The sequence below is a fragment of the Mycobacterium sp. MMS18-G62 genome, from assembly GCF_053877835.1.
Map to the genome: position 1 here is coordinate 1,863,761 of NZ_CM132662.1, position 22,110 is coordinate 1,885,870.

Below are 22,110 nucleotides of genomic sequence, written 5' to 3' on the forward strand. Positions count from 1 at the left end.
AATCTGTGGAGGAAGACCCAACTGGGGATAACCCACAGAAATTGTCAGTGGCCCATGCTAAACAGCTAGGCCGAGACAGGCTCCGCGGCACGGTGTTTGGTGAAGGCCAGCGCTTCGTCGTCAACCTTGCCGTGCCGGATGAGGCGCACGTCGAGCAGGTAATTCTGCTTGTACCAACTGGGGATAAACCAGACTAGATGCCGATGCCTTTTGCTATGCCGCCTTAGCAAGGGCAAATGTGGGTAACCAGCAAGCATGGCATTCAAACTCACTTACACCGACGGACAAGAATCCGACTACGACGACGACACGAAGTGGGAGGTCGACGACGGCGTCCTGAAGATGGGCCGTGAGCACGGGAAGTGGACCGTCTTCGTGTCTCCGAGTCACTGGGCGACGATCGAAGTGGCTCAGCGAAAGGCGCGCGACGGCGACGAAGACGGCGACAAAGAAGACGACAAAGACGACGAAAAGGACGAGAAAGACAAGGACGAAAACAAGGAAGACAAAGACAAAGACAAGAACGAAGACAAGGACAAAGACGACTAGCCGACTTGCCACGCCGCGTGCATCATGCCCGGCGGATGCGCTCGTGCTTGCCGGGCTTGGCGGATGGTTTGGGCTCCCGCGGTGACGAATTCACCAAGGATCGAAGCGATCTGACGGGGTTGGTCGCGCACTGCGCGGGCGGTGGCACGCAGCGCGCGCGATGGCGTCATCAGCTGCGACGGGCGGATGTCGTGGTTGAGCACCCTGAGCATCATCAATGTCGCGTCGGCGTTGGCGGCGATGTCTCTGAGGATGCCCCTAACGAACGGCGACGCTGGGCCCGGGGCGCCCATAGTTGTTGCAAACCAGTACATTTCGTAAGCATCATGGTCGCGCCATCGCCACCACCGCTGCATGGCCGCGTCAAGGTTCGACTGGCCGAACCCTTCTTCGATGGCCGCGGCCAGCCGCTCGGCTTGCCGTAGTGCATCCGCGATTCCCTGACCGGGCGAGAAGTCCTTGAAGTGACCGGCGTCGCCGACGAGCACCCAGCCGGGTCCTGCGGCCTGCCGGAAGTACCCATGCCACCTGGTCAGCACCCTGATTGGGCCGACGCGGCGCGCACCTGCAACCACGTCGGCGAGTTCAGGCCACATGCGGATGCCGGCGTCGAAGTTGGCGTCGCGGTCGGCATGGAACGCGGCCTGCTTCGAGAAGTTCAAAGTGACAGCCGCCATGTAGAGATCACCATCGGTCGGGCTGGCGAGGTATGCCAGCTCACCGACGCGGCCGAGCAATGCGCGTCCGTTCCGGGCCGAGACTCCTTCGTAGTAAGCCCACGCCGGCATCCGGCCGGGCGGCGTGACGTGATATTCGGCGGCACCGACCGACGACGCGACCGTCGAATGGCGGCCATCAGCCCCGACGACCAACTGCGCGACGATCGGACCCGTATCCGTCTGAACCCCGGTCACGCGCCCGTCGTCGGTGATCAGACCTGTGACACGCGTGCCCGTCCGGACCGCCACCCCGGCGTCCGAGGCGGCCTCGACCAGCAGCGCGTCCAGCGTCACCCGCCGAATGCAGATGCCCGGCAGCGCACTGACTGTTTCGTCTCTGACTGTCTCGATGCGGACGTCGTCGGTGACGAGGACGATCTCATCGAGCTCGGCCGCCCCCGCCGCCAGGATTGCGTCAAGAGCGCCAAGCCGGCCCAACACGTCCACGCCGCACGGCTGGATGAGGTGCGTCGACGGCGTGTCGGACGGAAACCGCGCGCGGTCGAGCACACAGACGCGTAGACCTTGCCGCGCGAGCATTATCGCCAGCGGAGATCCCGCGCACCGAGCACCGACGATCACGACGTCGAATCGCTCCACGGTCATTAGATCTCGATCCGCGAGCCGATCATGACGGTGCGGTCCAGCGGCAGGCCGAAATAGCCGGCGGCATCCGCGGTGATGTGGGAGGTCGCGATGAACAGCCGCTTGCGCCAGGGAGCCATTGTCGGCTTGTCGCCTGCGCACAGTTCGAGCTGGGACAGGAAGTAGGACGCTTTGTCGACCGAGATCTGCCCCTCGGTCTGAGCGGGGTCCAGAAGCTCAAGTGTGTGTGAGATATTCGGCCGTTCCATGTAACCGAATCGGGCGATGACGTGGACGATCCCGTCCCTGGCGTAGCCGAGATCGTCGGTGGTGATTCGTTCGGAGTCCGGTACCCGCGGCACAGGCTCGGTCACGATCCACATGATCACGACGTGCTTGGCAAGCGCATGGTTGTGTTCGACGTTGGCGCGCATGGCCAATGGTGTAGTCCGCTTCCCGCGATTGAGGAATATCGCGGTGCCGGGTGTGCGCACCAGCGGAGGTTTTCGATCGCGCAGGCTATCGATGAACGCGCGCAGTGGACCCTCGGCTTTCTCCCTTGCCTCCGTGACGATTTCGCGACCACGCTGCCACGTCGTCATGACGATGTACGCAGCGATCGCGATCAGCAGCGGCAGCCACGCACCGTGCCTCAGCTTGGTCAGATTGGCCGCCAAGAACATCAAGTCGACGACCAATAGCAGCCCGCCGCCGCCGATCACCAGCCATAGTGGCCATGCCCATCGGGTGCGGGCGTAATAGAAGAACAGCGTTGTGGTGATGGTGATCGTGCCGGTGACCGCCATGCCATATGCGTACGCCAGCGCGGCCGAACTGCGGAACGCGAAGACCAGGATCAACACCGCCACCATCAGAAAGCCGTTGATCCACGGCACATAGATCTGGCCGATCGTCGCGGCCGACGTGTGTTGGATCCGCAACCGCGGTAGGTAGCCCAGCCCGGCCGCCTGCGACGCCACCGAGAACGCACCGGTGATCACCGCCTGCGACGCGATCACCGTGGCCATGGTCGCCAGCAGCACGATGGGTATCCGCGCCCACGGCGGAGCGAGCAGGAAGAAGGGCGCGCCCAGCGCCGACTCGTCGCGCAGCACCAGCGCGCCCTGCCCGAAGTAGCTCAGCGTCAGGGCAGGCAGCACGACACCCAGCCAGCCCAAAGTGATTGCGCGGCGGCCGAAATGGCCCATATCGGCATACAGTGCTTCCGCGCCCGTGACGGCAAGCACGACCGCGGCAAGGGCGAAGAACGCGAAATGAAAATGCTCGACGACGAAACTCAGTGCATACGTCGGGGAGAGCGCCTTGAGTATCTCGGGGTTGTCGACGATGCCGTTCACGCCGCAGGCCCCGATGGTGACAAACCAGGCGATCATCACCGGGCCGAAGAATCTCCCGACGGTCGCGGTGCCGTGCCGCTGGACGGAGAACAGTGCCACGATGATCACCACTGTTATCGGCACGACGAAATCGGTGAAGTCCGAGTTGACGACCTTGAGGCCTTCGACCGCGGACAGTACGGAGATCGCAGGGGTGATCATGCTGTCACCGAAGAACAGCGACGCGCCGAACAACCCGAGCGCCGCCAAAACCGTTGCGGTGCGGCGTCCCCGCTGACCGGTCCACCGACGTAGCAGCGCGATCAGCGCCATGATGCCGCCCTCGCCGTTGTTGTCGGCGCGCATCACCAGCGTGACGTAGGTCAGCGTGACGATGGTCATCACCGACCAGAAGATCAATGAGACAACGCCGTACACGTTGGTCGAGGAGACCGGCACGGGGTGCGGGTCCTGCGGATTGAAGACCGTCGCAAGCGTGTAGATCGGGCTTGTCCCAATGTCCCCGAAGACCACCCCCAGCGCACCGACCACGATGGCCACGCGCAGGGGAGGCGGTTGCATTCACTGATCATCGCCGAGTGCACGCTTGTCCGCGGGTTGTCTCGGCGTTTACGTTCAACAACCGTGCATTGGCGGGTCGTACTGGCGACGCTACTGATCGTGCCGCCTGCGCTTGGCGTTCTCGGCACCTTCCTCTACGACGTGCCCTACGTCGGCCTGGCGACCGCCTATGTCCCGTGGTATTGGCCGTGGCTGATCGTCGTCACCGTCGCCGGCGCAGGCATCGCCATCTACGGCTGGTTCCGGCGTCGAAGCCGATTCTCGGCAGCACTCGTCGTCCTGGCCGCAGTGACGCTGGTCGGCGCGTCGGTGATCGTTGCGCGCATGACGGCCTCGGTCGAACAGGCTGGCGCGGACATCGATCTCCTCGACACATTCGGCATCGGAGAGACGAAATGGGCGTCACCCGATGCCGAGGTGATGTACACAACGTTCGATGGAGAACCCTTGGGGCTCAACATCTATCGGCCAAACACGCCATCCCGCGCCCCTGTGCTGGTGTATATCCACGGCGGCGGGTGGATCGGGGGCGATCGAAGCGCCCACGGTGCCGATCTACGGTGGTTCGCCGATCAGGGGTGGCTGACGATCGGCGTCGACTACGCGCTGTCGTCAAACGAGCGCCATCTGTGGGACGTCACCCAAGACCAGATCGGCTGTGCGCTGGCGTGGATCGCCGACAACGCGGGGACGTATGGCGGCGACCCGTCGCGACTGTCGGTGTCCGGTGATTCCGCGGGCGGAAACCTCGCCATCAACACCGCGTACATGGCCGCCAACGGCACCTTGAAGTCGTCGTGCGGCGGGCGTCTTCCCCCCGTCAGAGCGGTGTCGGCGTTGTATCCGGTGGTGGACCCCGCCGGCTTCTTCAGCAACGATGCACCCACGCTCGCCGGGACGTCGCGCGGCATGGCGGACGCTTACACCGGCGGTTCGCCGCAGCAGTTCCCCGATCGATATGCCGCCATCTCCTCCGAGACCCACATCAGCGCAGCCGCGCCACCCACTCTGATCATCGTCGGTGAGGCAGACCATCTCGTGCCGGTCGAGGGCACCTACCGCTTCAGCGAGCGAGCGCGACGCGCCGGCGTCGACGTCGAACTCGTCGCGGTGCCGTACGCCGATCACGTCTTCGACGCTCGGCGGGGGAGCATCGGCCAACAGGCCTACCGGCAGTTGACGGCGCGGTGGCTGCGCGCGCACGGCCAGGCGCCCTAACCGTGGATGATGGCGGCATGGCCGACGAACTCGGCGACCTCTACGAGGCCAAGCCGGAGGAGTTCACCGCGCTGCGCACCAAGCTCGCCGCGGCCGCAAAGCAGCGCGGCGACTCCGACGCGGCAAAGCGGATCTCCGCAGCCCGAAAGCCGACGACGGCCGCGTGGGTCGTCAACCGGCTTGTGCTCCGCAGCGACGACGTCAGGCAGCGGCTCGCCGACCTCGGTCAGCGGCTGCGCGACGCCCACGCCGCGATGGACGGTGAACGCATCCGCGAGCTGTCCGCCGAACAACGCAGGCTCGTCGACGACCTGGCCAGGGACGCCTTCGAAGAGGCCGAATTGAACGCGCCGCCCGCCGGCCTGCGCGACGACATCACAGGAACACTGCAGGCCGCGATCGCCGACCCCGACGTCACCAAGCGGCTCGGTCAGTTGACCAAGGCGGAGAAGTGGTCGGGCTTCGGCGAATTCGGCGACACCGCAATCGTTTTCACGCCCACCCGCCGGGAAAAGCCGGAGCCCGAGGCGAAGAAGGAGCCCGCCAAGGACGAGCCACGCAAGGACCGCAAGGACAAGGGTGAAGCGGAGCAACGCCGGCGATCCGAGGCGCGCGCGGCGTTGGCCGCCGCCGAGCACGCCAAGGCCGAGGCCGACGACGCACTCGCCGAGTTGCAATCCGACCTCGCGACGGCGCGGCTGCGTCATCAGGACGCCCGCAGGCGACTGCAGGACGCCGAACGCGCGTTGACCGCGGCCGAAGACGCTTACGAAAAGGCCAAGCAGGCGAGCCGCGACGCTGCGGCCGTCGTCAAGGAAGCCAAGAAGCAACTGAGGTAGCGATGGACGTAGCAGTGGCCGACGGGGTGACGATCGTTCGAATCGACGATCCACCCGTCAACGCCTTCGATCTCGAACTCGTCGAAGACGCCGTCGACACCTTTCGCAGCGTCGCTGGGCCGGTCGTCGTCACCGGCGCGGGCAAATGCTTCTCGGCGGGCGTCGATTTGCGCGCATTCCTCGACGGGGGTGACGCCTACGCCGACCGCTTCCTCGCCGCTGTCTCCGCCGCATTTCTTGCCGTCTTCGATCACCCCGCGCCGGTGGTCGCCGCGGTCAACGGGCACGCGATCGCCGGCGGCTGCGTGTTGGCGATGTGCGCCGACGTGCGGCTGATGTCGCGCGGCAAGATCGGCCTCAGCGAGGTGGCGGTCGGTGTGCCGTTTCCCGTCGCGGCGATCGAGATATGCAGACATGCGATGGGCCCGTCGGCGACCATCGCAGCGCTGCAAGCCGACAACATCGACGCCGAGTCCGCGTTGGCCCGTGGATGGATCGACGAACTCGTCACCCCGGACGAGCTGTTGCCTCGCGCCATCGCGGTTGCCAGCGCACTCGGCCAGTACTCGCCTGCCGCGTATGCGATGACGAAACAGCAGCTGCACCGGCCTGCGCGTGACGCGATCGATTCGGGCACGCAGATTGATGCGCGTGTGGTTGCCGGCTGGAAGTCAGAGGAGGCCCGCGCCCGCATCGGGGCGTTCCTCGATGCGCTTACGTGACTGCGCGGCAGGTGATCTCCATGCTGTCGCTTTCGCGGGCCGCGAAGTTGACGCTGACATAGCCGTTGCCCGGGTCGCGCACGTAGTCCAGGTACGGCTTGGTGTCGTCCATCGAGGTGTTGTCCGCGATGATCAGCGCACCTGGCGTCAAATGCGGTTCGAGCAGCTTGATCACCGGGAGGTAAAGCTCCTTCCAGCCGTCGAGGAGAACTACCTCGACCGGACCATCGAGGTCCGCCAACGTCTTGAGCGCATCGCCTTCGAGAACAATGATGAGGTCGTCCAGCCCGGTCTCGACGAACGTCTTCGTTGCCGCGGCGACCTTCGCGGCGCTCAGCTCGGTGGTGACGACCCGGCCAATGCCGTTGTCGCGCACCGCCGCAGCGAGGTGGATCGCGGAAATGCCCAGCGACATGCCGAATTCGACGACCGTGTTCGGCTGCGTCGCCCGCACCAGCGAGTACAACAGCCGGCCTGCCTCCGGCGTGACGGGAAGGTAGAACTCGCTGAGGGCGTCCGCCCTTTCCTGCGCATCCGCGTTGGCGAGGCGGTCGAACATGTCGCGGTTCTCGCGGAGCCGGGAAAACTGCTCGGCGGATTCGGCGTACATCCGATCGAGGGCGGTGGCGACTTTGGAATCATGAAGCGTGCTGGTCACTTGGATAAATCCTCACTTTGAACGATAGATTGACGATATATCGCTATCTATCGCGATGCAACGGCTTCCTATTCCCACGCTGTGCCAGGATGGGGTAAGCCCGTCGCCAGGGCGACGGGAACTGCCAGCCCGATGGTGTGCCGATGGCCGGTGTCGACAGATCGACGCAGCGCGTGATCGCGGTGATTGTGCTGTTGATTATCACCGCAACGGCCTTGCGCGGGTACCTGCCCGGCGTGGACCGCGCCGCAGCACACGAGCGGCCGCAGAGCAGCCCGCTTGCACTGTTCGTCGACATCGCCCTGCTGACTGTGGCGGTCGGGATCATCGCGTTCGCGATCATCGCGAGGCTGCGGGACCGAACCCCACGCCGCGCCGGCATGGGACAGCTGCCTCGCGGGCCGGGTGCGATGGGTCGGCCGACTTGGCGGTTCTCGCTCATTGCCCTTGGCCTGATCGTCGGTTGGCTGCTGATCGTGCTGACACTGATGCAACTGGGCCGACCCAATCCTGTCGACCAGCCGCCGGCCCCACCCGAGACGACGTCCCAAACCGCCGCTCCACCAACTCCCGATGTGAACCGGCCGCAGCCCGACTCGCCGCCCGAGTCGGAGTCGAACGTCGTCGATTACCTCGTCGGGCCGATGCTTGTCTTGATGGTTGTGGTTGTCGCGGGCACGGCCATCGCCGCGCGCCGGCAGCGGGCGACGGCTCTGGCGTCGACGCCCGGTGACGGGATCGAACCAGAGGTTTCGGCGGCCGCGGCGGACTCGCTTGCCCGCGCTGCAGAGCACGGCCTGGCCGAGATCGAGGACCTCAGCCGTGAACCGCGGGAGGCGATCATCGCCTGTTACGTGGCGATGGAACGCGAGCTCACCAACGTGCCCGGTGCCGCTCCCCAGGATTTCGACACGCCGACCGAGGTGCTGGCCCGTGCCGTACATCTTCACGCGTTGCGCGCCGACAGCGCGACCCAGCTCGTCGACTTGTTCGAGGAAGCCCGGTTCAGCCCGCATGTGATGAATGAGGGGCATCGCGACATCGCTGTGCGGGTGCTTCGGCTCGTGCTGACCGAACTGAGGAGCGTGGCATGAAAAAGCTTGTTGCCGCGGGCATTTTCGTGGTCGCTCTTGTCGAACTGGTTGCGATCGCCGTCCTGGACCGGGAGCTCGTCGTGGCGGCGACCGGCGTGATGGTCGCCCTGGTGCTCCTGAGCTTGCGGTGGTACTGGGTCAGGGAGGCCGAACTCGAGGCGGTCGGGCCGCCGTCCAACGATGCGGCAGAATCCTTGCGCCGCTGGATGTCTCGGACAGAGACGTTGATAAGTCGTGCCGAAGCTGGGCGACGTGAGTGGGATCGTCATCTGCGTCCGATGCTGGCGCGGCAGTTCGAAATGGCGACGGGTCAACGCCAGGCGAAGGACCGAGCCGCCTTTGAAGCCACCGGACAGATGCTGTTCGGCTCGGAACTGTGGGTCTGGGTGGACCCGCAGAACGTGTCGCGGTCGCCGGGCGGCCAGGCCGGTCCCGGCCGTGAGGTGCTCGACGAAATTCTTCGGAGGCTGGAGCAGGTATGACGGCGAACATGGGGCTGCCCGCCGCGACGACCACCGCGCATTGCGAGGCGGTGCTCGACGAGATAGGCCGAGTCGTCGTCGGCAAGCGCGAGGCGCTCACCCTCATCCTGACCACCGTGCTCGCGGGCGGACACATCCTCATCGAGGATCTGCCCGGCCTTGGAAAGACCTTGATCGCCCGCTCGTTCGCCGCAGCGCTGGGTCTCGACTTCAAGCGGGTTCAGTTCACGCCGGATCTGCTGCCCGCAGACCTGCTCGGCTCCACCGTCTACGACATGCAGTCGGGCCGCTTCGAATTCCGGCCAGGGCCCATCTTCACGAACCTGCTGCTTGCCGACGAGATCAACCGCACCCCACCGAAGACCCAGGCGGCGCTGCTGGAGGCGATGGCCGAGGGCCAGGTCAGCGTCGACGGCGTGACCCACAAGCTGCCCGCCCCGTTCATCGTGCTCGCGACCGACAACCCGATCGAATACGAGGGCACCTACCCGCTGCCCGAGGCCCAATTGGACCGGTTCTCGATCCGGCTCGAACTGCGCTACCTCGCCGAGCACGAGGAGGTCTCGATGCTGCGCCGCCGCCTCGATCGCGGCTCTGCGGAACCCACAGTGCACCAGGTGGTGGACGCACACGAACTCATCGCGATGCGTGAATCGGTGGAGCAGGTGACCGTCCACGACGACGTGCTGAGCTACGTGGTGTCGCTGGCGACCGCGAGCCGCCAACATCCTCAGGTCGCGGTGGGCGCCAGCCCGCGCGCAGAACTCGACCTGGTGCAGCTCGCTCGGGCGCGGGCGCTGCTGCTCGGCAGGGACTACGTGGTGCCCGAAGACGTCAAATCGCTTGCGGTACCCACGATGGCGCACCGGATCAGCTTGCGGCCGGAGATGTGGGTGCGGCGGGTACACGGCTCCGATGTGGTCTCCGAACTGCTGCGGCGCTTGCCAGTGCCGCGGGCGAAAGCATGATCGACGAACGCCGCACCGAAGCCGAGGTGCGTTGGCGCCCATCGGGTTTGACGCGCGCAGCCGTCACGTGCGCCACGGTCGCGCTCGTTGTTGGGGTCGTCGGGTCGTATTGGCAACTGATCGCGTTCGCGGCTCCGCTGGTCGGCGTGCTGCTGTCGATCGGCTGGCAGCGGCCCGCTCAGAGGGTCGAGGTACACGCGCAGCCGGCGTCACAGCGGTGCTTTGAATCCGAGCAGACCCGGGTGACAGTTACGGCGCGAACCGAATCCGGCGACGGCACAGTGAATCTCGCGGTCACGGTGGTCGAGGGAATGCAGCTCGACGTCGTCGACGCATCGCCGCACAGCCAGACCGTCGCGGTGATGGCCGATCGGTGGGGGAGGTATCCGATCCGGGCGCACGTCAACGTCATCGCCCGCGGCGGACTGCTGGAGGGGGTGGGTGTCGTCGACGCCGCCGACGTCTACGTGTTTCCGACGGCGCCGCCGCAGTCGACAGCGGTTCCGCGCACCGAGCTCCTCGACCGCCTCGGCACCCATCTGACCCGCCACATCGGGCCGGGCGTCGAATACGCCGATGTTCGGCGCTATATCCCCGGCGACCAGCTGCGCACCGTCAACTGGCCGGTCAGCGCGCGGCGCGGCAGCCTGCATGTGACCGAGCGATTGACCGACCGCGCGGCCGATGTCGTGGTACTCATCGACGGCTACCCGCAGCCGCCGGGCCCGGCGACCGAAGCGACAGACCGCACCGTGCGCGGAGCGGTCCAGGTCGTGCAGAGCGCCCTGCGCGGCGGTGATCGGGCAGGCATCGTCGCGCTTGGTGACCGTCAGCCGCGGTGGCTCGGTGCCGATATCGGCCGTCGCCAGTTCTACCGGATTCTCGATGCCGTGCTCGCTGCCGGCGACAGCTTCGAGCACACGCCGGGAACGTTGGCGCCGCGCGCGGCGATCCCGCCCGGTGCGATCGCGGTCGCGTTCTCCACAATGCTCGACACCGAATTCGCGCTGGCGCTGATCGATCTGCGCAAGCGCGGCCACACCGTCGTCGCCGTCGATGTGCTGGAAGGTGCCCCGTTCGACGACGAGCGCGACCGGCTGATCACCAGGATGTGGGCGCTGCAACGCTCATTCATGTACCGGGACATGGGCACGATCGGTGTCGACGTGGTGCCCTGGCGCGGTGAGGCCACGCTCGACCAGGCGATGCAGCTGATACCCGATCGCCGCCGTCGGGTGCGCAGAACGGCGATGACGTGATGACCACCCAGCTCGCCGTGTCTCGCGCGATTTCGACCTCGTTCGGGTTGGTGATGGTGGCGGCAGCCGCCATCGGCGCCGACGGCCCCGCGCTCGTTGCCGCGGCCATCGCGGCCGTTGCGGTGTTGACAGGCAATGTGTTTCGCCCCGCGGCGACGCTGGCCGTGCTGGTCGACGTGGCCGTGATCGTGCTGTCCGACGCGCCGCCGATGCTGACGGCGCTGTCCGGCCTGTGCGCAACCGCGTACCTGGTCTTGCGGCACACCGCTGCCGCGACGGCGCCGACGGTGCTAGGTGCGGTGGGGTTCGCGATCGCCGGTCTGGCCGCAGTGTCGATTCCGGTGCAGCTGCCGTGGGTGCCATTGCTGGCGCCGGTCGCGGTGCTCGCCGTCTACGTGATGGTCACCCGACCGTATTGGGCGGATCGGGCGACGCGCCGATAGCCGTCGCCGCTATCTTCAAGAACACGGCACCGACGTCCGCGTAAGCGAAATGCTCAGCGGCACGCTTAATTTCGGGAGATTCGCGATGGGTTCCGATGTGCGAAAGGCAGTGACCGGCGCATCGATCGGCAATGCTGTGGAATGGTTCGACTTCGCCATCTACGGATTCCTGGCGACGTTCATCGCGGCCAACTTCTTTCCGTCCGGGAACGAGACCGCGGCGCTTCTGAATACCTTCGCGATCTTCGCGGCCGCGTTCTTCATGAGACCGCTGGGCGGCTTCGTCTTCGGGCCGCTCGGTGACAGGATCGGCCGCCAGCGGGTGCTCGCGCTGGTGATCCTGCTCATGGCCGGCTCGACCGTCGCGATCGGTCTGCTGCCGACCTTTGCGGCGATCGGCGTGGCTGCTCCGCTGCTCCTGCTCTTCCTGCGATGCCTGCAGGGTTTTTCCGCCGGCGGCGAATACGGCGGAGGCGCGGTCTATCTGGCCGAGTACGCCTCGGATCGGCGGCGCGGACTCACGGTCACGTTCATGGTGTGGTCCGGAGTCCTCGGATTCCTGGTCGGCTCCGTCACGGTGACACTGCTGCAGGCGCTGCTGCCCGCCGAGGCGATGGACAGCTACGGCTGGCGCATCCCGTTTCTTCTGGCCGGACCGCTCGGCATCGTCGGCCTCTACATCCGCCTCCGGCTGGACGACACCCCGCAATTCACCGCGCTCAGCGAGAGCCAGCGGGTGGCCAAGTCGCCGCTACGGGAAGCCGTCGGGACGGCGTGGCGCTCGATCCTGCAGGTGATCGGCATCATGGTCATCTTCAACGTCGGCTACTACGTCGTGTTCACCTACCTGCCGACGTACTTCATCAAGACGCTGCACTTCACCAAGACAGACGCGTTCATCTCGGTCACGGTCGCCAGCCTGCTCGCTCTCGTGTTGATCCTGCCGCTGGCGGCGCTGTCCGACCGGATCGGCCGGCGACCGATGCTCATCGCGGGCGCACTCGCATTCGCGGTGCTCGGCTACCCACTGTTCTTGTTGCTGAACTCGGGCTCGCTGGCCGCGGCGATCGCGGCGCACTGCGCGCTGGCAGGGATCGAGGCGGTCTACGTGTCGGCCGCGGTGGCCGCGGGCGTCGAATTGTTCTCGACCCGCGTGCGCTACAGCGGCTTTTCCATCGGCTACAACATCTGCGTCGCCGCGTTCGGCGGCACGACCCCGTATGTCGTGAGCTGGTTGACGGCCCAGACAGGCAAGCACGCGGCACCGGCCTACTACATCGTCGCCGCCGCAGTCGTGTCGCTACTGACGCTGCTGACCCTCGGGGAGACGGCACGGCGTGCACTCCCCGCCGGCGGATCGGACGAAGAGTTCCAATCCGGGCCCGATGTTCGCGGCGCTGCCGCCGCACATTAGCGGCGCGTTACAGTTGATCCGTGTCGTCGCAATCCCACCAAGCGACGCGGCCGAAACTGACATCACGAGGAGTAGCGACCCGCAACCGGATCGTCCTGGCGGCCGCCGAGCTCATGCATGTGCAGGGGGTTGCGGCGACGACCATCGACGACGTGCTGGCCGCCAGCGCTACGAGCAAATCTCAGTTCTACCAACACTTTGACGACAAATCGGAGTTGGTGTACGAGGTCATCACCATGCGCGCCGACGAGATCTTGTCGTGGCAGCGGCTACGCCTGGAGAAGGTGGACTCGTTTCGCGGGCTCTACCAATGGCGCGACGCGATGGTGCAGCGATGCGCACTGCGGCGCGGCCTGTGGGGATGCGAACTCGGTTCTCTGGCCGCCGAATTGTCCGACACCGACGACAAGGCGCGCGCCTCGCTGTCCGAACACTTCACGCAGTGGCGGGAACTGCTGGCCGCGGCGCTGGAGCGGATGCGTGAAGCCAGCGTGCTTCGCGCCGAAGCAGACGTGAAAACCCTTGCGACAGGGCTGCTTGCGGCGGTCGAAGGTGGTTACTTACTGTCGCAGACCGGTCGCGATCCGCGACTGATGCAGGCAGCGCTCAACATGGCGATCGGCCGTATCGCGTCGTTTGCAGCCGAGGAGGTTGCGCTGCAGTGATGGCGGCGGCCTTCTGGACTTGATCGACCAGTTAGCCGCCGCCTCAGACTGCTAGTTGTCGCCGGGAATGGCGGTGGGCGCCGGCGGCGCCTTCACCGGGGGCGTGAACAGATTGCCGCCGGTCGGATTGATCGACTTCTCCGTCGGCGCTGCCGGGGGAGCAGTGAGCGACGTCGTCGTGGTGGTGGTCGTTGTCGTGGTGCTCGGTGCGGGTGCCTTCTCGCCTTGGCCGCAGGCGGTCAACACACCCATGGAGATGATCGCGAGACCGCCCGCGGTCGCGGCGATCCGCCGAGCCAATCGGCCTGAGCTCATGATGCGTCCTATCTGTATGAAGAACTGAACTATATCGTCCAAAAAACGCCGTAGTCAATGTGAAATGCGTGGTAGTGGCGTACAAGGCAGGTCCGGACGAGACGGGCGAGTCCAACATCGGGTCGAACGCGAGCGGATTCGCAGGAAGCGCCCGACTTCTTCCCAGCATCCTTTCAGCTGACCGGCCTAACGTCCTGTCCTCAAAGAAGGAGGTCGCCGTGAGGAAGTTGGGCGTTTACGCCGCCACCGTGATGGGTGCGACGGCTGTGTCGATGGCGTTTCTGGGGACGGGTATTGCCGCGGCGGACAGCTACGCCGGCCAGACCTACGGCGATGCCTCAAAGGCGATCAGCGACGCGAAACAGAAGATAGTCGTCGCGAGCCGGACCGGGGACACGCTGCCCCAGGATCAGTGCATAGTGACTTCCTCGGAGACGGCCCCGTGGATCAAGGGCGACCATTTCGCGACTGTCAGCGACACGGTGCTGGTCCACCTGAATTGCAACGCCACGGTCGCGACGGCGAAGGATCCGGGTAATTCCGCCGCCAGTCCTGAAGGCAGGGCCGCGATTGCGTCGGCCCAACAGAACCAGTCCGGCTCCGGCGGCTGAGTTCCCCGCCACCTGCCGATCGGTCGCAGCCCCCGCTAGGGTGAGCACAAGCATCCACAAGGGGAGGCGGGGAGCATGAAACTGCGGGTGTTGCCCTACGTCACCGTCGAGGTCGACGACCGTCTGCGCCGCCGAGTCCGCCGAGCCGGTGAGCGGCTGCGCGTCAACGTCAGGGCCTATCTGATGAGCGCGGTCGACGAAGTCGACGTGGCAAGTGACAGGGTCCGTGGTCTGTGCGACCGGGCCGTGAATCGAGTCGACTCCGTCGTCGCGACGGTCAACGACAAGATCGACCCGGTCACCAGCGAATCCGGCCCCCGGCTTCGTCTGGTCGGCGGGCGCGAAGCGAGTTAACCGCTACGGCGCGCGGACGCTGCCGGTCCTGCCGCCGACGAAGAAGCTCCCGGCAAGAACCACCAGCCCGATGATCGCGACCGGAATCGCCCACGCGCGACGCCCGGACACCGCGGAGTGACACTGCGCTACGTACTCGGTGTGCGGAACGACCTGGTTGATGATTGGCAGATTCGCGGGATTGTTGTTGTCCACCTCGCGGGCGGCCGAATCGTTCGCGGCGATACCGTTGCCGCATCCGATGCTGCCGTTGTCCGGCCCCGGCACAGACACCGGAACAAGCAGCGCGATGACACCCGCGATCAACGCGACCGCACCTACCAGCAAAACCAACCGACGCAAATTCATGGCGACATAATGCCCCGGTTGCCCAGGTTCGAAACCAAATCGACCCAGCCTTGAGACCGGGCCTGGCTGGGCGTCGCGTGGGTATGTGTGCTGTCCTTGTTCGGTGTATTGGCCGTGGCCCGAAAGGAGCTGGACGCTTTGGTAGGCCATGGTCTGGTGGTGCTGCTCGCCGTGTTCGCCGCCGTGTTCCTCGCGATCGGCATCGTGGTGCGCCAACGAGCCACCATGGATGTCCCGCAAGAGCACGGGGTCAGCTCCGTGATGTTCTTGACGTTGCTTCGCCGGCCCCTGTGGTGGGGCGGTACCGCGGCGGCCATCGCCGGCTACGTCTTTCAGGCGCTGGCCTTGGCCAACGGCTCACTGCTGTTGGTGCAGCCCATCCTGGTGTCCGCCCTGCTGTTCGCCTTGCCGCTGAGCGCCCGGCTCGCGCACCGGCGCGTCACCCGCGCCGAATGGGCATGGGCGGTGCTGCTGACGGTTTCCCTGGCGGTGTTCGTGGTCTTGGCGCAGACCCGGCCCGGCGACTACGAGGCATCGGTTGCGCTGTCTGCGACGGTTGCGGTCATCTGCACGGCGGCGGTGATGGCGTGCGTGATCGTCGCCATCCGGACCATGGGGTGGCGCCGCGCCGTGCTGCTGGCCGTTGCGGTGGGCGTCTTGTTCGGCGTCGTCGCCGTGCTCACCAAGCTGGTCATGCATCTGCTCACTCACGACGGTCTGGCCAAGGTCCTGTCCACGCCCGTGCTGTATCTGCTTGCCCTGCTGGGCGTGATCGCGGTTTTCCTGCAGCAGTCCGCATTTCATGCCGGATCACTGCAGACCTCGGTGCCGACGATGCTGGTGCTCGAACCCGTCATCGCCGTGGTACTCGGCGCGGTTGTCCTCGGCGAGCACCTCGACGTCAGCCGTATCGACGCAGTGCTGCTCACGGTCAGCACCGTCGCGATGGCGGCGGCCACCATCGCGCTAGGCCGTGACGAGGGCGCATACGAGGAGCAGCTCGAGGCCGAGATGGCCCGCCGCTCGTCGTAGCTTACGCGGGGCTATCCGTCGGTGGAATCCGTTGTGGCGGGCGGCGTTTCGGGGATCTTCACCGGCCGCAACAACGCCCACCCGATGAACACGATCGACACGCCGATCAGCGCCAGACCCACCCACCAGTTGGCGTCGGTGCCGACGTACAGATCGACAGGGTTGTCGGTGGCCGCACTGCGGTGGTCGCCAAGCAGTCCGGGGACGAAGCCGGCGATGGTCAGCACGACACCGTAGATGCCCAGCAACGAGCCGATGATGTTGCGAATGTCAAACAAATGCCGCATCACAGTTCCTTATCAGTGGAAAACAATGTTGAGGACGATGACCATGGCGAGCGAAACCGCGGCGAGCGGGACGGGCCGCAGATACCAAGCCTTTCCGGCGCTTTCGGGGTCGGAGAAGACTTCCTTCGGTGTCTCGGAGTACACCAGACCCACCAATTCGTTCGCCGGCTTGGGCGTGGTCACCATGGTGACGGCCACGCTGACGATGATGTCGACGACAAACGCCACCGAGGCGGCGACGAAAGGCACGCCCTGCCCGGGAAGGCTGAACACTCCGACCTTGGACAAGATGAAAATGAAGATGGCAGAAAGGGTTCCGGACACGAGGCCGGCCCAGCCCGCGGTCGAGGTCATCCGCTTCCAGAACATGCCGAGGATGAACGTGGCGAACAACGGCGCGTTGAAGAAGCCGAACAGCGTCTGCAGGTAGTCCATCAGGTTGGAGAAACCGGCCGCGATCAACGCGGTGAAAATGGCCAGGATCGTCGCCCCGATCGTGGCGATCCGACCTACCAGGATGTAGTAGTTGTCGGGCCGGTCCTTGATCACATAGTCCTGCCAGATGTCGTAGCTGAACACGGTATTGAACGCCGAGATGTTGGCCGCCATGCCCGCCATGAACGAGGCCAGCAGACCCGCGACAGCGACACCCAGCAAGCCATTCGGCAGGATGTCGCGGATCATCAGCAGCATCGCATCGTTGTAGGTGATGTCGCCTTCGCCAGTCGTTTTCAGCCGGATCATGTCGCCGATCGCGGCCGCCGCGATCATGCCGGGCACGATGATCACGAACGGAACGAACATCTTCGGGAACGAACCGATGATCGGGGAGCGACGCGCCGCGGAGATCGAACTCGAGGCCATCGCGCGCTGCACCTCGACGAAGTTGGTGGTCCAGTATCCGAAGGACAGCACGAACCCGAGCCCGAAGACAATGCCGATCACCGACCATACCGGGCTCTCGAAACCGGACAACGCCTGACCGGGCCATGTCGTGACCTGCTCGTGCACCGAGGCAGTCACCTTGCCATCGGTCACGGTGTCAATGACCTTGTCCTTCAGGCCATTCCAGCCGCCGATCCTGATCAGCCCGAAAACCGTGAGCGGAACCAGCGCCGCCAGGATCACGAAGAACTGCAGCACCTCGTTGTAGATCGCGGCCGACAGTCCGCCGAGCGTGATGTAGCTGAGAACCACCAGGGCCGCGACAATCAGCGAGAGCCAACGCGGCCAGCCGAGCAGCGCATTGATCACCGTCGCCAGCAGGAACAGGTTGACACCGGCGATGAGCACCTGGGCTGTGGCGAAGCTGATCGCGTTCACCAGGTGGGCGCCGGGCCCGAAGCGTCGCCGCATGAACTCGGGAACGCTGCGCACCTTCGAGCCGTAGTAGAACGGCATCATCACCACGCCGAGGAACAGCATGGCCGGGATGGCGCCGATCCAGTAGTAGTGCATGGTCGACAGGCCGACCTGTGCGCCGTTGGCCGACATTCCCATGATCTCGACGGCGCCGAGGTTCGCCGATATGAACGCCAGGCCGGTCACCCAGGCGGGTAGCCGGCGGCCGGACAGGAAGAAGTCAAGGCTCGTGGAGATCTGACTTCGGGCGATGAAACCGATCCCGAGGACGAAGACGAAGTAGATCGCGACAAGTACGTAGTCGAGCCAGCCGAGGTTGAGTCGCAGTACGTTTTCTGCGGCCAGTGTGGTGGTCTCACTCATTCTGAGTCATCAACTCCTTCATCGGAGCAGCACAAGTTCGGTCAGAAGCAAGCAGAAACTAACAGCTTTCGATGTCTATTCGGTACAGAATCAAAGATCTTGTTTGATAATGTGCGGTTTCATGCTCGCCGCCGAACGTCGCCATGCGATCTTGCGGGCATTGAATGCCGGCGGTGCGGTCCGCGTCGCCGACCTGGCTGCCGAGCTCGACGTGTCGGAGATGACCGTCCGCCGCGACCTCGATGTGCTCGACGCGCAGAACCTGTTGCGGAAGGTGCACGGCGGCGCGGTCATGCGGCACAACCGTGGAGAAGAACCGTGGTCGTCGGAAAAAGCCGGCCAGCAGCGCGCTGAGAAGGCAGCGATCGCGGCGCTCGCGGCGGACACCGTCGACGACGGCATGACCATCGCGATCAGCGCGGGCACCACCACCACCGAGTTCGCCCGCCGACTGCGGCATCGGTCATCGATCACGGTGGTGACGAACTCCATCAGCGTCTTCGAGGTGCTGACCGATCCGGGATCCGACGCCGCCGACACACCGCAGGTGTACCTGTCCGGTGGTGTCCGAACACCTTCCGATGCCCTTGTCGGGCCGATCGCCGACGCCGCGATCGCGTCGTTCCGCGTCGACGCCACCTATCTCGGTGTCCACGGCTATGACCCCGACGCCGGGCTGACCACCCCCAATATCGCTGAGGCGCAGACCAATCGGACATTGATCGACATTGGCGCGCAACTCGTGGTGCTTGCCGACCACACCAAGTACTGCGAAGTCGGCACCAACGTCTTCGCCCGACTGTCCCAGGTGGACACCCTGATCGTCGACGACGGGCTGCCGGCTGAGGGCCGCGCGGTGGTCGGCGCTCAAGTGGGCAGTCTGGAGGTCGCGCACGTGACGGGGCGACCATGACGCCGATGCGGTGGCCACTGGCGGACGGCCGCGATCTGTTCTTCTTCTCGCTTCCCGGGCACACCCCGGCGCCGGTGCCCGATAGACGCCCGCTGCCGGAGCGCGGAGATCAGCAGTCCCAGTTGCGATTCGACCGGCAGACCGGGCAATGGGTGGTCATCGCGGCGCTGCGCCAGGACCGCACCTATAAACCGCCGCCCGACCAATGCCCGCTGTGCCCGGGCCCAACCGGAGAGACAAGCGAGATACCCGCCGCCGACTACGACGTCGTCGTATTCGAGAACCGCTTCCCCAGCTTGTCCGGTGCGGGCGGCACACCGTTCGACCTGCCCAGCACCGCCGGCGACGGCTTCCTGTCGGCACCGGGCCACGGGCGATGTGAGGTCATCTGTTTCTCCAGCGACCACACCGGCTCGTTCGCCCAACTCGAGCTGCCCCACGCCCGCCTGGTCGTCGACGCATGGCGGGACCGCACCGCGGACATGATGAGCAGGCCGGGCATCGCCCAGGTGTTCTGCTTCGAAAACCGCGGTGAAGAGATCGGCGTGACGCTGACCCATCCGCACGGCCAGATCTACGGGTATCCGTATCTGGCGCCACGCACGGCCGAGATGCTCCGCGAAGCGCGTGCATACCGAAAGCGCAACGACAGCAACCTTTTCGCCGACATCCTCGCCAACGAGATCACCGACGGCGGCCGCGTCATCGCGCGAACCGAGCTGTTCACCGCATTCGTACCGTTCGCCGCACGCTGGCCGGTCGAGGTGCACATCTATCCGAATCGGTTCGTACACAACCTGATTGACCTGACAGACGCCGAACTCACCGGGTTCGCCCAGATCTACCTCGACGTGCTGGGCCGGTTCGACCGCATGTATCCGACGCCGCTGCCCTATATCTCGGCACTACACCAGTACGCCGACACCGAGGAGCAGGCTGAGGGGCACTTCCACGTCGAGCTCATGTCGGTGCGCCGCAGCGCCACCAAGCTCAAGTTCCTGGCCGGTTCGGAGTCGGCGATGGACGCGTTCATCAGCGATGTGACACCCGAAAGCGTCGCACAGCGGCTGCGGGAGCTGTAGGTGAGCATCCGATACGCGGCACCGGGCCGGATCAACCTGATCGGCGAACACACCGACTACAACCTCGGTTTCGCGCTACCGATCGCATTGCCCGAGCGCACGGTGGTGACCTATCTACCGGATGATGGCACAGAAATCGCGGTGCGCAGTGACCGGGAGGAGGGCGACGTCCGGATCCCGCTCGACACGGCCCCCGGCGACGTAACCGGCTGGGCCGCATACGTCGCGGGCGTGATGTGGGCGCTGCGTGCCGCGGGCTACCGCATCCGTGGCGGATCGATGTCGATCACGAGCGACGTCGAGATGGGTTCGGGCGTATCGTCTTCGGCCGCACTGGAGTGCGCGGTCATCGGCGCGCTCACGACCGCGACAGGTCTTCACGTCGATCGGATAGAGCTGGCGCGCATCGCGCAGCGCGCCGAGAACGACTACGTCGGCGCGCCCACCGGGATGATGGACCAATTGGCTGCGCTGTGCGGCGAGCCGCGCAAGGCGTTGATGATCGACTTTCGCGAGCCGACCGTGCAACCGGTGGTGTTCGACCCGGATGCCTCGAATGTCGCCTTGCTGCTGATCAATTCGCGCGCCCCACACCAACACGCGGGCGGTGAGTACGCGGCGCGACGGACATCCTGCGAACGGGCGGCGGCCGACCTGGGGGTGGCGTCACTTCGAGAGGTACAGGACCGCGGGGTAGCGGTGCTCGCCGGCGTGACCGATCCGGTCGACGCCCGTCGCGCCAGGCACATCCTGACCGATAACCAGCGTGTGCTCGATGTGGTTGCGGCGCTGCGTGATTCCGACTTCTTCGCGATCGGTGAGATGCTGACGGCTTCCCAGGAGTCGATGCGCGACGACTTCGAGATCACCACGGCCCATATCGATCTGATCGCCGACACCGCGGTGCGGTCGGGCGCGCTCGGCGCGCGGATGACGGGCGGCGGGTTCGGTGGGTGTGTGATCGCACTGGTGCCCGACGAGAGAGTCGGCGAAGTCGCCGATGCGGTGCGGCGCGCGGTCGCCGATGCCGGTTACAACCAGCCCACCATCGCGCGCACGCAGGCAGGCCAGGGAGCCGAGCAGCTGCGTTAGCGGCGCGAGGCGGTGCCCTCGGGCGCCGGGGCTTCGGATAGTGCCGCCCACATCAGGCGGGCCGCCTCGCGGGTCCGATCGTCGGGCGTTATCGGTGCTCCCGTGTCGGGCTGCTCGGCGGGAGCGCCGCTGATGTGCTCGACCAGCGCCACCGACAGTTCGCGCAGTTTGACGTTGAACTCCTGGCTGGCCCGGCGCAGCATTCTCCACGCGTACGCGGCGTCGCAGCGGACCAGACCCATCAGCGCACCCTTCGCCTGCTCGATGGCACCACGAGACTGCAGCACCGTGATGATGTCCTCGATCGCGGTGGCGTTTTCGGCCGCGGTGGTGATCAATGCGGCGGAAACCAGCTGTTCATAGGTGATCAGACTGGCGACGGTCGCCGCGCTCGCGGGCTGACTCAGCGTGCACGAGACCGCCACGGCCGCGTCGTCTGCCCACACACCGGGCACGACGGCCTCGCCGTGCACCCGCTCCAGATCATCCATGAGATGCGGCGCATGCTCGCTAACCGCATCGAGAGTCAACTGCGGCCAGCGGTCGTCGGTCCACAAATCGAGACTTAGCACCGGCACCTGGTATGCGAGCGCGTCGACGACGGGACCGCCGAGGCCCGACAGCTGCGCACCGACGAGTTCAGAGCCCACGCCCAGCGCGGCGATGACCGATGGGTGTTCTTCGCGGCGCCTGTCGTGAATCGTGACGGCAAGGCCGACAGCGTCGTAGTGATCGGACTGGATGCGCTCGAGGATGCGTTGTAGCAGCGCCAGCAGCTGTGGATGCTGGCTGGGCTGAAAGTGCAACGGCGACATGG

The 22,110-nt window shown here is 65.7% G+C and carries 25 protein-coding genes; 17 read left to right on the forward strand and 8 right to left on the reverse strand.

Annotated elements, in window-relative coordinates; genetic code table 11:
• The first annotated feature begins 255 nt into the window (after window positions 1-255).
• Window positions 256-549: a hypothetical protein gene (locus ACWW36_RS09255; RefSeq protein ID WP_456141249.1), complete on the forward strand. Its 294-nt coding sequence runs from the start codon at window positions 256-258 to the stop codon at window positions 547-549.
• Here the strand turns inward: ACWW36_RS09255 and ACWW36_RS09260 are convergent.
• Together ACWW36_RS09260 and ACWW36_RS09265 are read right to left on the reverse strand one after the other, a co-directional pair.
• Window positions 546-1,874 (reverse strand): NAD(P)/FAD-dependent oxidoreductase, encoded by a 1,329-nt coding sequence (locus ACWW36_RS09260; protein WP_456141250.1) that lies wholly within the window; start codon window positions 1,872-1,874, stop codon window positions 546-548. The genes ACWW36_RS09255 and ACWW36_RS09260 overlap by 4 nt on opposite strands.
• The gene (locus ACWW36_RS09265; RefSeq protein WP_456141251.1) at window positions 1,874-3,772 is read right to left on the reverse strand and encodes a potassium transporter Kup; all 1,899 of its coding nucleotides are present in this window, start codon (window positions 3,770-3,772) and stop codon (window positions 1,874-1,876) included. Before ACWW36_RS09265 ends, ACWW36_RS09260 begins: the two co-directional genes overlap by 1 nt.
• A gap of 63 nt (window positions 3,773-3,835) precedes the next feature.
• Here ACWW36_RS09265 and ACWW36_RS09270 point away from each other — a divergent pair, with 63 nt between their 5' ends.
• The 3 genes from ACWW36_RS09270 to ACWW36_RS09280 are packed head-to-tail and all read left to right on the forward strand — an operon-like array spanning window position 3,836 to window position 6,551.
• Complete coding sequence (locus ACWW36_RS09270; RefSeq protein ID WP_456141252.1) at window positions 3,836-4,990, forward strand: alpha/beta hydrolase; 1,155 nt, start codon at window positions 3,836-3,838, stop codon at window positions 4,988-4,990.
• Window positions 4,991-5,007: 17 nt separating this feature from the next.
• Window positions 5,008-5,829: a hypothetical protein gene (locus ACWW36_RS09275; RefSeq protein ID WP_456141253.1), complete on the forward strand. Its 822-nt coding sequence runs from the start codon at window positions 5,008-5,010 to the stop codon at window positions 5,827-5,829.
• Between the two features lie 2 nt (window positions 5,830-5,831).
• Window positions 5,832-6,551 carry an enoyl-CoA hydratase/isomerase family protein gene (locus ACWW36_RS09280; RefSeq protein WP_456141254.1) on the forward strand — a complete coding sequence of 240 codons (720 nt, stop codon included), beginning with the start codon at window positions 5,832-5,834 and terminating at the stop codon, window positions 6,549-6,551.
• On the opposite strand, the gene ACWW36_RS09285 is transcribed toward ACWW36_RS09280, so the two are convergent.
• Complete coding sequence (locus ACWW36_RS09285; RefSeq protein WP_456141255.1) at window positions 6,544-7,209, reverse strand: O-methyltransferase; 666 nt, start codon at window positions 7,207-7,209, stop codon at window positions 6,544-6,546. The genes ACWW36_RS09280 and ACWW36_RS09285 overlap by 8 nt on opposite strands.
• Window positions 7,210-7,352: 143 nt before the next feature.
• Between ACWW36_RS09285 and ACWW36_RS09290 the strand changes: the two genes are divergently transcribed.
• The 7 genes from ACWW36_RS09290 to ACWW36_RS09320 all read left to right on the forward strand — a co-directional run bounded on the left by ACWW36_RS09290 (window position 7,353) and on the right by ACWW36_RS09320 (window position 13,534).
• Complete coding sequence (locus ACWW36_RS09290) at window positions 7,353-8,303, forward strand: DUF4129 domain-containing protein (protein ID WP_456141256.1); 951 nt, start codon at window positions 7,353-7,355, stop codon at window positions 8,301-8,303.
• Window positions 8,300-8,785 (forward strand): hypothetical protein, encoded by a 486-nt coding sequence (locus tag ACWW36_RS09295; RefSeq protein ID WP_456141257.1) that lies wholly within the window; start codon window positions 8,300-8,302, stop codon window positions 8,783-8,785. The genes ACWW36_RS09290 and ACWW36_RS09295 overlap by 4 nt, the downstream gene beginning before the upstream one ends.
• Before the next feature lie 8 nt (window positions 8,786-8,793).
• Complete coding sequence (locus tag ACWW36_RS09300; RefSeq protein ID WP_456142419.1) at window positions 8,794-9,753, forward strand: AAA family ATPase; 960 nt, start codon at window positions 8,794-8,796, stop codon at window positions 9,751-9,753.
• The gene (locus tag ACWW36_RS09305) at window positions 9,750-11,012 is read left to right on the forward strand and encodes a DUF58 domain-containing protein (RefSeq protein ID WP_456141258.1); all 1,263 of its coding nucleotides are present in this window, start codon (window positions 9,750-9,752) and stop codon (window positions 11,010-11,012) included. Before ACWW36_RS09300 ends, ACWW36_RS09305 begins: the two co-directional genes overlap by 4 nt.
• Window positions 11,012-11,455 carry a hypothetical protein gene (locus ACWW36_RS09310; RefSeq protein WP_456141259.1) on the forward strand — a complete coding sequence of 148 codons (444 nt, stop codon included), beginning with the start codon at window positions 11,012-11,014 and terminating at the stop codon, window positions 11,453-11,455. The genes ACWW36_RS09305 and ACWW36_RS09310 overlap by 1 nt, the downstream gene beginning before the upstream one ends.
• A gap of 85 nt (window positions 11,456-11,540) precedes the next feature.
• A complete protein-coding gene (locus ACWW36_RS09315; protein WP_456141260.1) occupies window positions 11,541-12,869 on the forward strand; it encodes an MFS transporter in 1,329 nt (442 codons plus the stop codon).
• A gap of 20 nt (window positions 12,870-12,889) precedes the next feature.
• Window positions 12,890-13,534 carry a TetR/AcrR family transcriptional regulator gene (locus ACWW36_RS09320; protein ID WP_456141261.1) on the forward strand — a complete coding sequence of 215 codons (645 nt, stop codon included), beginning with the start codon at window positions 12,890-12,892 and terminating at the stop codon, window positions 13,532-13,534.
• Window positions 13,535-13,585: 51 nt separating this feature from the next.
• Here ACWW36_RS09320 and ACWW36_RS09325 read toward each other — a convergent pair whose 3' ends face one another.
• Entirely contained in the window at window positions 13,586-13,849 is a 264-nt protein-coding gene (locus ACWW36_RS09325) for a hypothetical protein (protein ID WP_456141262.1), read from the reverse strand.
• Window positions 13,850-14,067: 218 nt separating this feature from the next.
• On the opposite strand from ACWW36_RS09325, the gene ACWW36_RS09330 reads away from it, so the two are divergent.
• Both ACWW36_RS09330 and ACWW36_RS09335 read left to right on the forward strand, forming a co-directional pair.
• The gene (locus ACWW36_RS09330; protein ID WP_456141263.1) at window positions 14,068-14,460 is read left to right on the forward strand and encodes a hypothetical protein; all 393 of its coding nucleotides are present in this window, start codon (window positions 14,068-14,070) and stop codon (window positions 14,458-14,460) included.
• A gap of 75 nt (window positions 14,461-14,535) precedes the next feature.
• A complete protein-coding gene (locus tag ACWW36_RS09335) occupies window positions 14,536-14,814 on the forward strand; it encodes a hypothetical protein (RefSeq protein ID WP_456141264.1) in 279 nt (92 codons plus the stop codon).
• Window positions 14,815-14,817: 3 nt separating this feature from the next.
• Here ACWW36_RS09335 and ACWW36_RS09340 read toward each other — a convergent pair whose 3' ends face one another.
• Complete coding sequence (locus tag ACWW36_RS09340) at window positions 14,818-15,162, reverse strand: aminopeptidase (protein ID WP_456141265.1); 345 nt, start codon at window positions 15,160-15,162, stop codon at window positions 14,818-14,820.
• Window positions 15,163-15,300: 138 nt separating this feature from the next.
• Here ACWW36_RS09340 and ACWW36_RS09345 point away from each other — a divergent pair, with 138 nt between their 5' ends.
• Window positions 15,301-16,194 (forward strand): DMT family transporter, encoded by an 894-nt coding sequence (locus ACWW36_RS09345; protein WP_456142420.1) that lies wholly within the window; start codon window positions 15,301-15,303, stop codon window positions 16,192-16,194.
• A gap of 11 nt (window positions 16,195-16,205) precedes the next feature.
• Here the strand turns inward: ACWW36_RS09345 and ACWW36_RS09350 are convergent, their stop codons facing one another.
• Both ACWW36_RS09350 and ACWW36_RS09355 read right to left on the reverse strand, forming a co-directional pair.
• Window positions 16,206-16,481: a hypothetical protein gene (locus ACWW36_RS09350; protein WP_456141266.1), complete on the reverse strand. Its 276-nt coding sequence runs from the start codon at window positions 16,479-16,481 to the stop codon at window positions 16,206-16,208.
• 12 nt (window positions 16,482-16,493) lie between these two features.
• The gene (locus tag ACWW36_RS09355; RefSeq protein WP_456141267.1) at window positions 16,494-18,206 is read right to left on the reverse strand and encodes a sodium:solute symporter family protein; all 1,713 of its coding nucleotides are present in this window, start codon (window positions 18,204-18,206) and stop codon (window positions 16,494-16,496) included.
• Window positions 18,207-18,327: 121 nt separating this feature from the next.
• On the opposite strand from ACWW36_RS09355, the gene ACWW36_RS09360 reads away from it, so the two are divergent.
• From ACWW36_RS09360 to ACWW36_RS09370, 3 genes are read left to right on the forward strand one after another with little or no spacing between them, the layout of a single operon-like run.
• Entirely contained in the window at window positions 18,328-19,119 is a 792-nt protein-coding gene (locus tag ACWW36_RS09360; RefSeq protein ID WP_456141268.1) for a DeoR/GlpR family DNA-binding transcription regulator, read from the forward strand.
• Window positions 19,116-20,201: a galactose-1-phosphate uridylyltransferase gene (gene galT, locus ACWW36_RS09365; protein ID WP_456141269.1), complete on the forward strand. Its 1,086-nt coding sequence runs from the start codon at window positions 19,116-19,118 to the stop codon at window positions 20,199-20,201. The genes ACWW36_RS09360 and galT overlap by 4 nt, the downstream gene beginning before the upstream one ends.
• Window positions 20,202-21,293, forward strand: coding sequence for a galactokinase (locus tag ACWW36_RS09370; protein WP_456141270.1), 1,092 nt, complete (start codon window positions 20,202-20,204; stop codon window positions 21,291-21,293).
• Here the strand turns inward: ACWW36_RS09370 and ACWW36_RS09375 are convergent.
• Window positions 21,290-22,108 carry an ANTAR domain-containing protein gene (locus ACWW36_RS09375; RefSeq protein WP_456141271.1) on the reverse strand — a complete coding sequence of 273 codons (819 nt, stop codon included), beginning with the start codon at window positions 22,106-22,108 and terminating at the stop codon, window positions 21,290-21,292. The two genes, ACWW36_RS09370 and ACWW36_RS09375, sit on opposite strands and share 4 nt — an antisense overlap.
• Window positions 22,109-22,110: the final 2 nt, after the last annotated feature.

Coding starts and splice junctions, on each gene's coding strand:
- ACWW36_RS09255 (WP_456141249.1), top strand. CDS start 256: ATGGCATTCAAACTCACTTACACCGACGGACAAGAATCCGACTACGAC.
- ACWW36_RS09335 (WP_456141264.1), top strand. CDS start 14,536: ATGAAACTGCGGGTGTTGCCCTACGTCACCGTCGAGGTCGACGACCGT.
- ACWW36_RS09355 (WP_456141267.1), bottom strand. CDS start 18,206: ATGAGTGAGACCACCACACTGGCCGCAGAAAACGTACTGCGACTCAAC.
- ACWW36_RS09260 (WP_456141250.1), bottom strand. CDS start 1,874: ATGACCGTGGAGCGATTCGACGTCGTGATCGTCGGTGCTCGGTGCGCG.
- ACWW36_RS09310 (WP_456141259.1), top strand. CDS start 11,012: ATGACCACCCAGCTCGCCGTGTCTCGCGCGATTTCGACCTCGTTCGGG.
- ACWW36_RS09300 (WP_456142419.1), top strand. CDS start 8,794: ATGGGGCTGCCCGCCGCGACGACCACCGCGCATTGCGAGGCGGTGCTC.
- ACWW36_RS09350 (WP_456141266.1), bottom strand. CDS start 16,481: ATGCGGCATTTGTTTGACATTCGCAACATCATCGGCTCGTTGCTGGGC.
- ACWW36_RS09360 (WP_456141268.1), top strand. CDS start 18,328: ATGCTCGCCGCCGAACGTCGCCATGCGATCTTGCGGGCATTGAATGCC.
- ACWW36_RS09295 (WP_456141257.1), top strand. CDS start 8,300: ATGAAAAAGCTTGTTGCCGCGGGCATTTTCGTGGTCGCTCTTGTCGAA.
- ACWW36_RS09280 (WP_456141254.1), top strand. CDS start 5,832: ATGGACGTAGCAGTGGCCGACGGGGTGACGATCGTTCGAATCGACGAT.
- ACWW36_RS09315 (WP_456141260.1), top strand. CDS start 11,541: ATGGGTTCCGATGTGCGAAAGGCAGTGACCGGCGCATCGATCGGCAAT.
- ACWW36_RS09265 (WP_456141251.1), bottom strand. CDS start 3,772: ATGCAACCGCCTCCCCTGCGCGTGGCCATCGTGGTCGGTGCGCTGGGG.
- ACWW36_RS09275 (WP_456141253.1), top strand. CDS start 5,008: ATGGCCGACGAACTCGGCGACCTCTACGAGGCCAAGCCGGAGGAGTTC.
- ACWW36_RS09340 (WP_456141265.1), bottom strand. CDS start 15,162: ATGAATTTGCGTCGGTTGGTTTTGCTGGTAGGTGCGGTCGCGTTGATC.
- ACWW36_RS09325 (WP_456141262.1), bottom strand. CDS start 13,849: ATGAGCTCAGGCCGATTGGCTCGGCGGATCGCCGCGACCGCGGGCGGT.
- ACWW36_RS09375 (WP_456141271.1), bottom strand. CDS start 22,108: ATGTCGCCGTTGCACTTTCAGCCCAGCCAGCATCCACAGCTGCTGGCG.
- galT (WP_456141269.1), top strand. CDS start 19,116: ATGACGCCGATGCGGTGGCCACTGGCGGACGGCCGCGATCTGTTCTTC.
- ACWW36_RS09305 (WP_456141258.1), top strand. CDS start 9,750: ATGATCGACGAACGCCGCACCGAAGCCGAGGTGCGTTGGCGCCCATCG.
- ACWW36_RS09290 (WP_456141256.1), top strand. CDS start 7,353: ATGGCCGGTGTCGACAGATCGACGCAGCGCGTGATCGCGGTGATTGTG.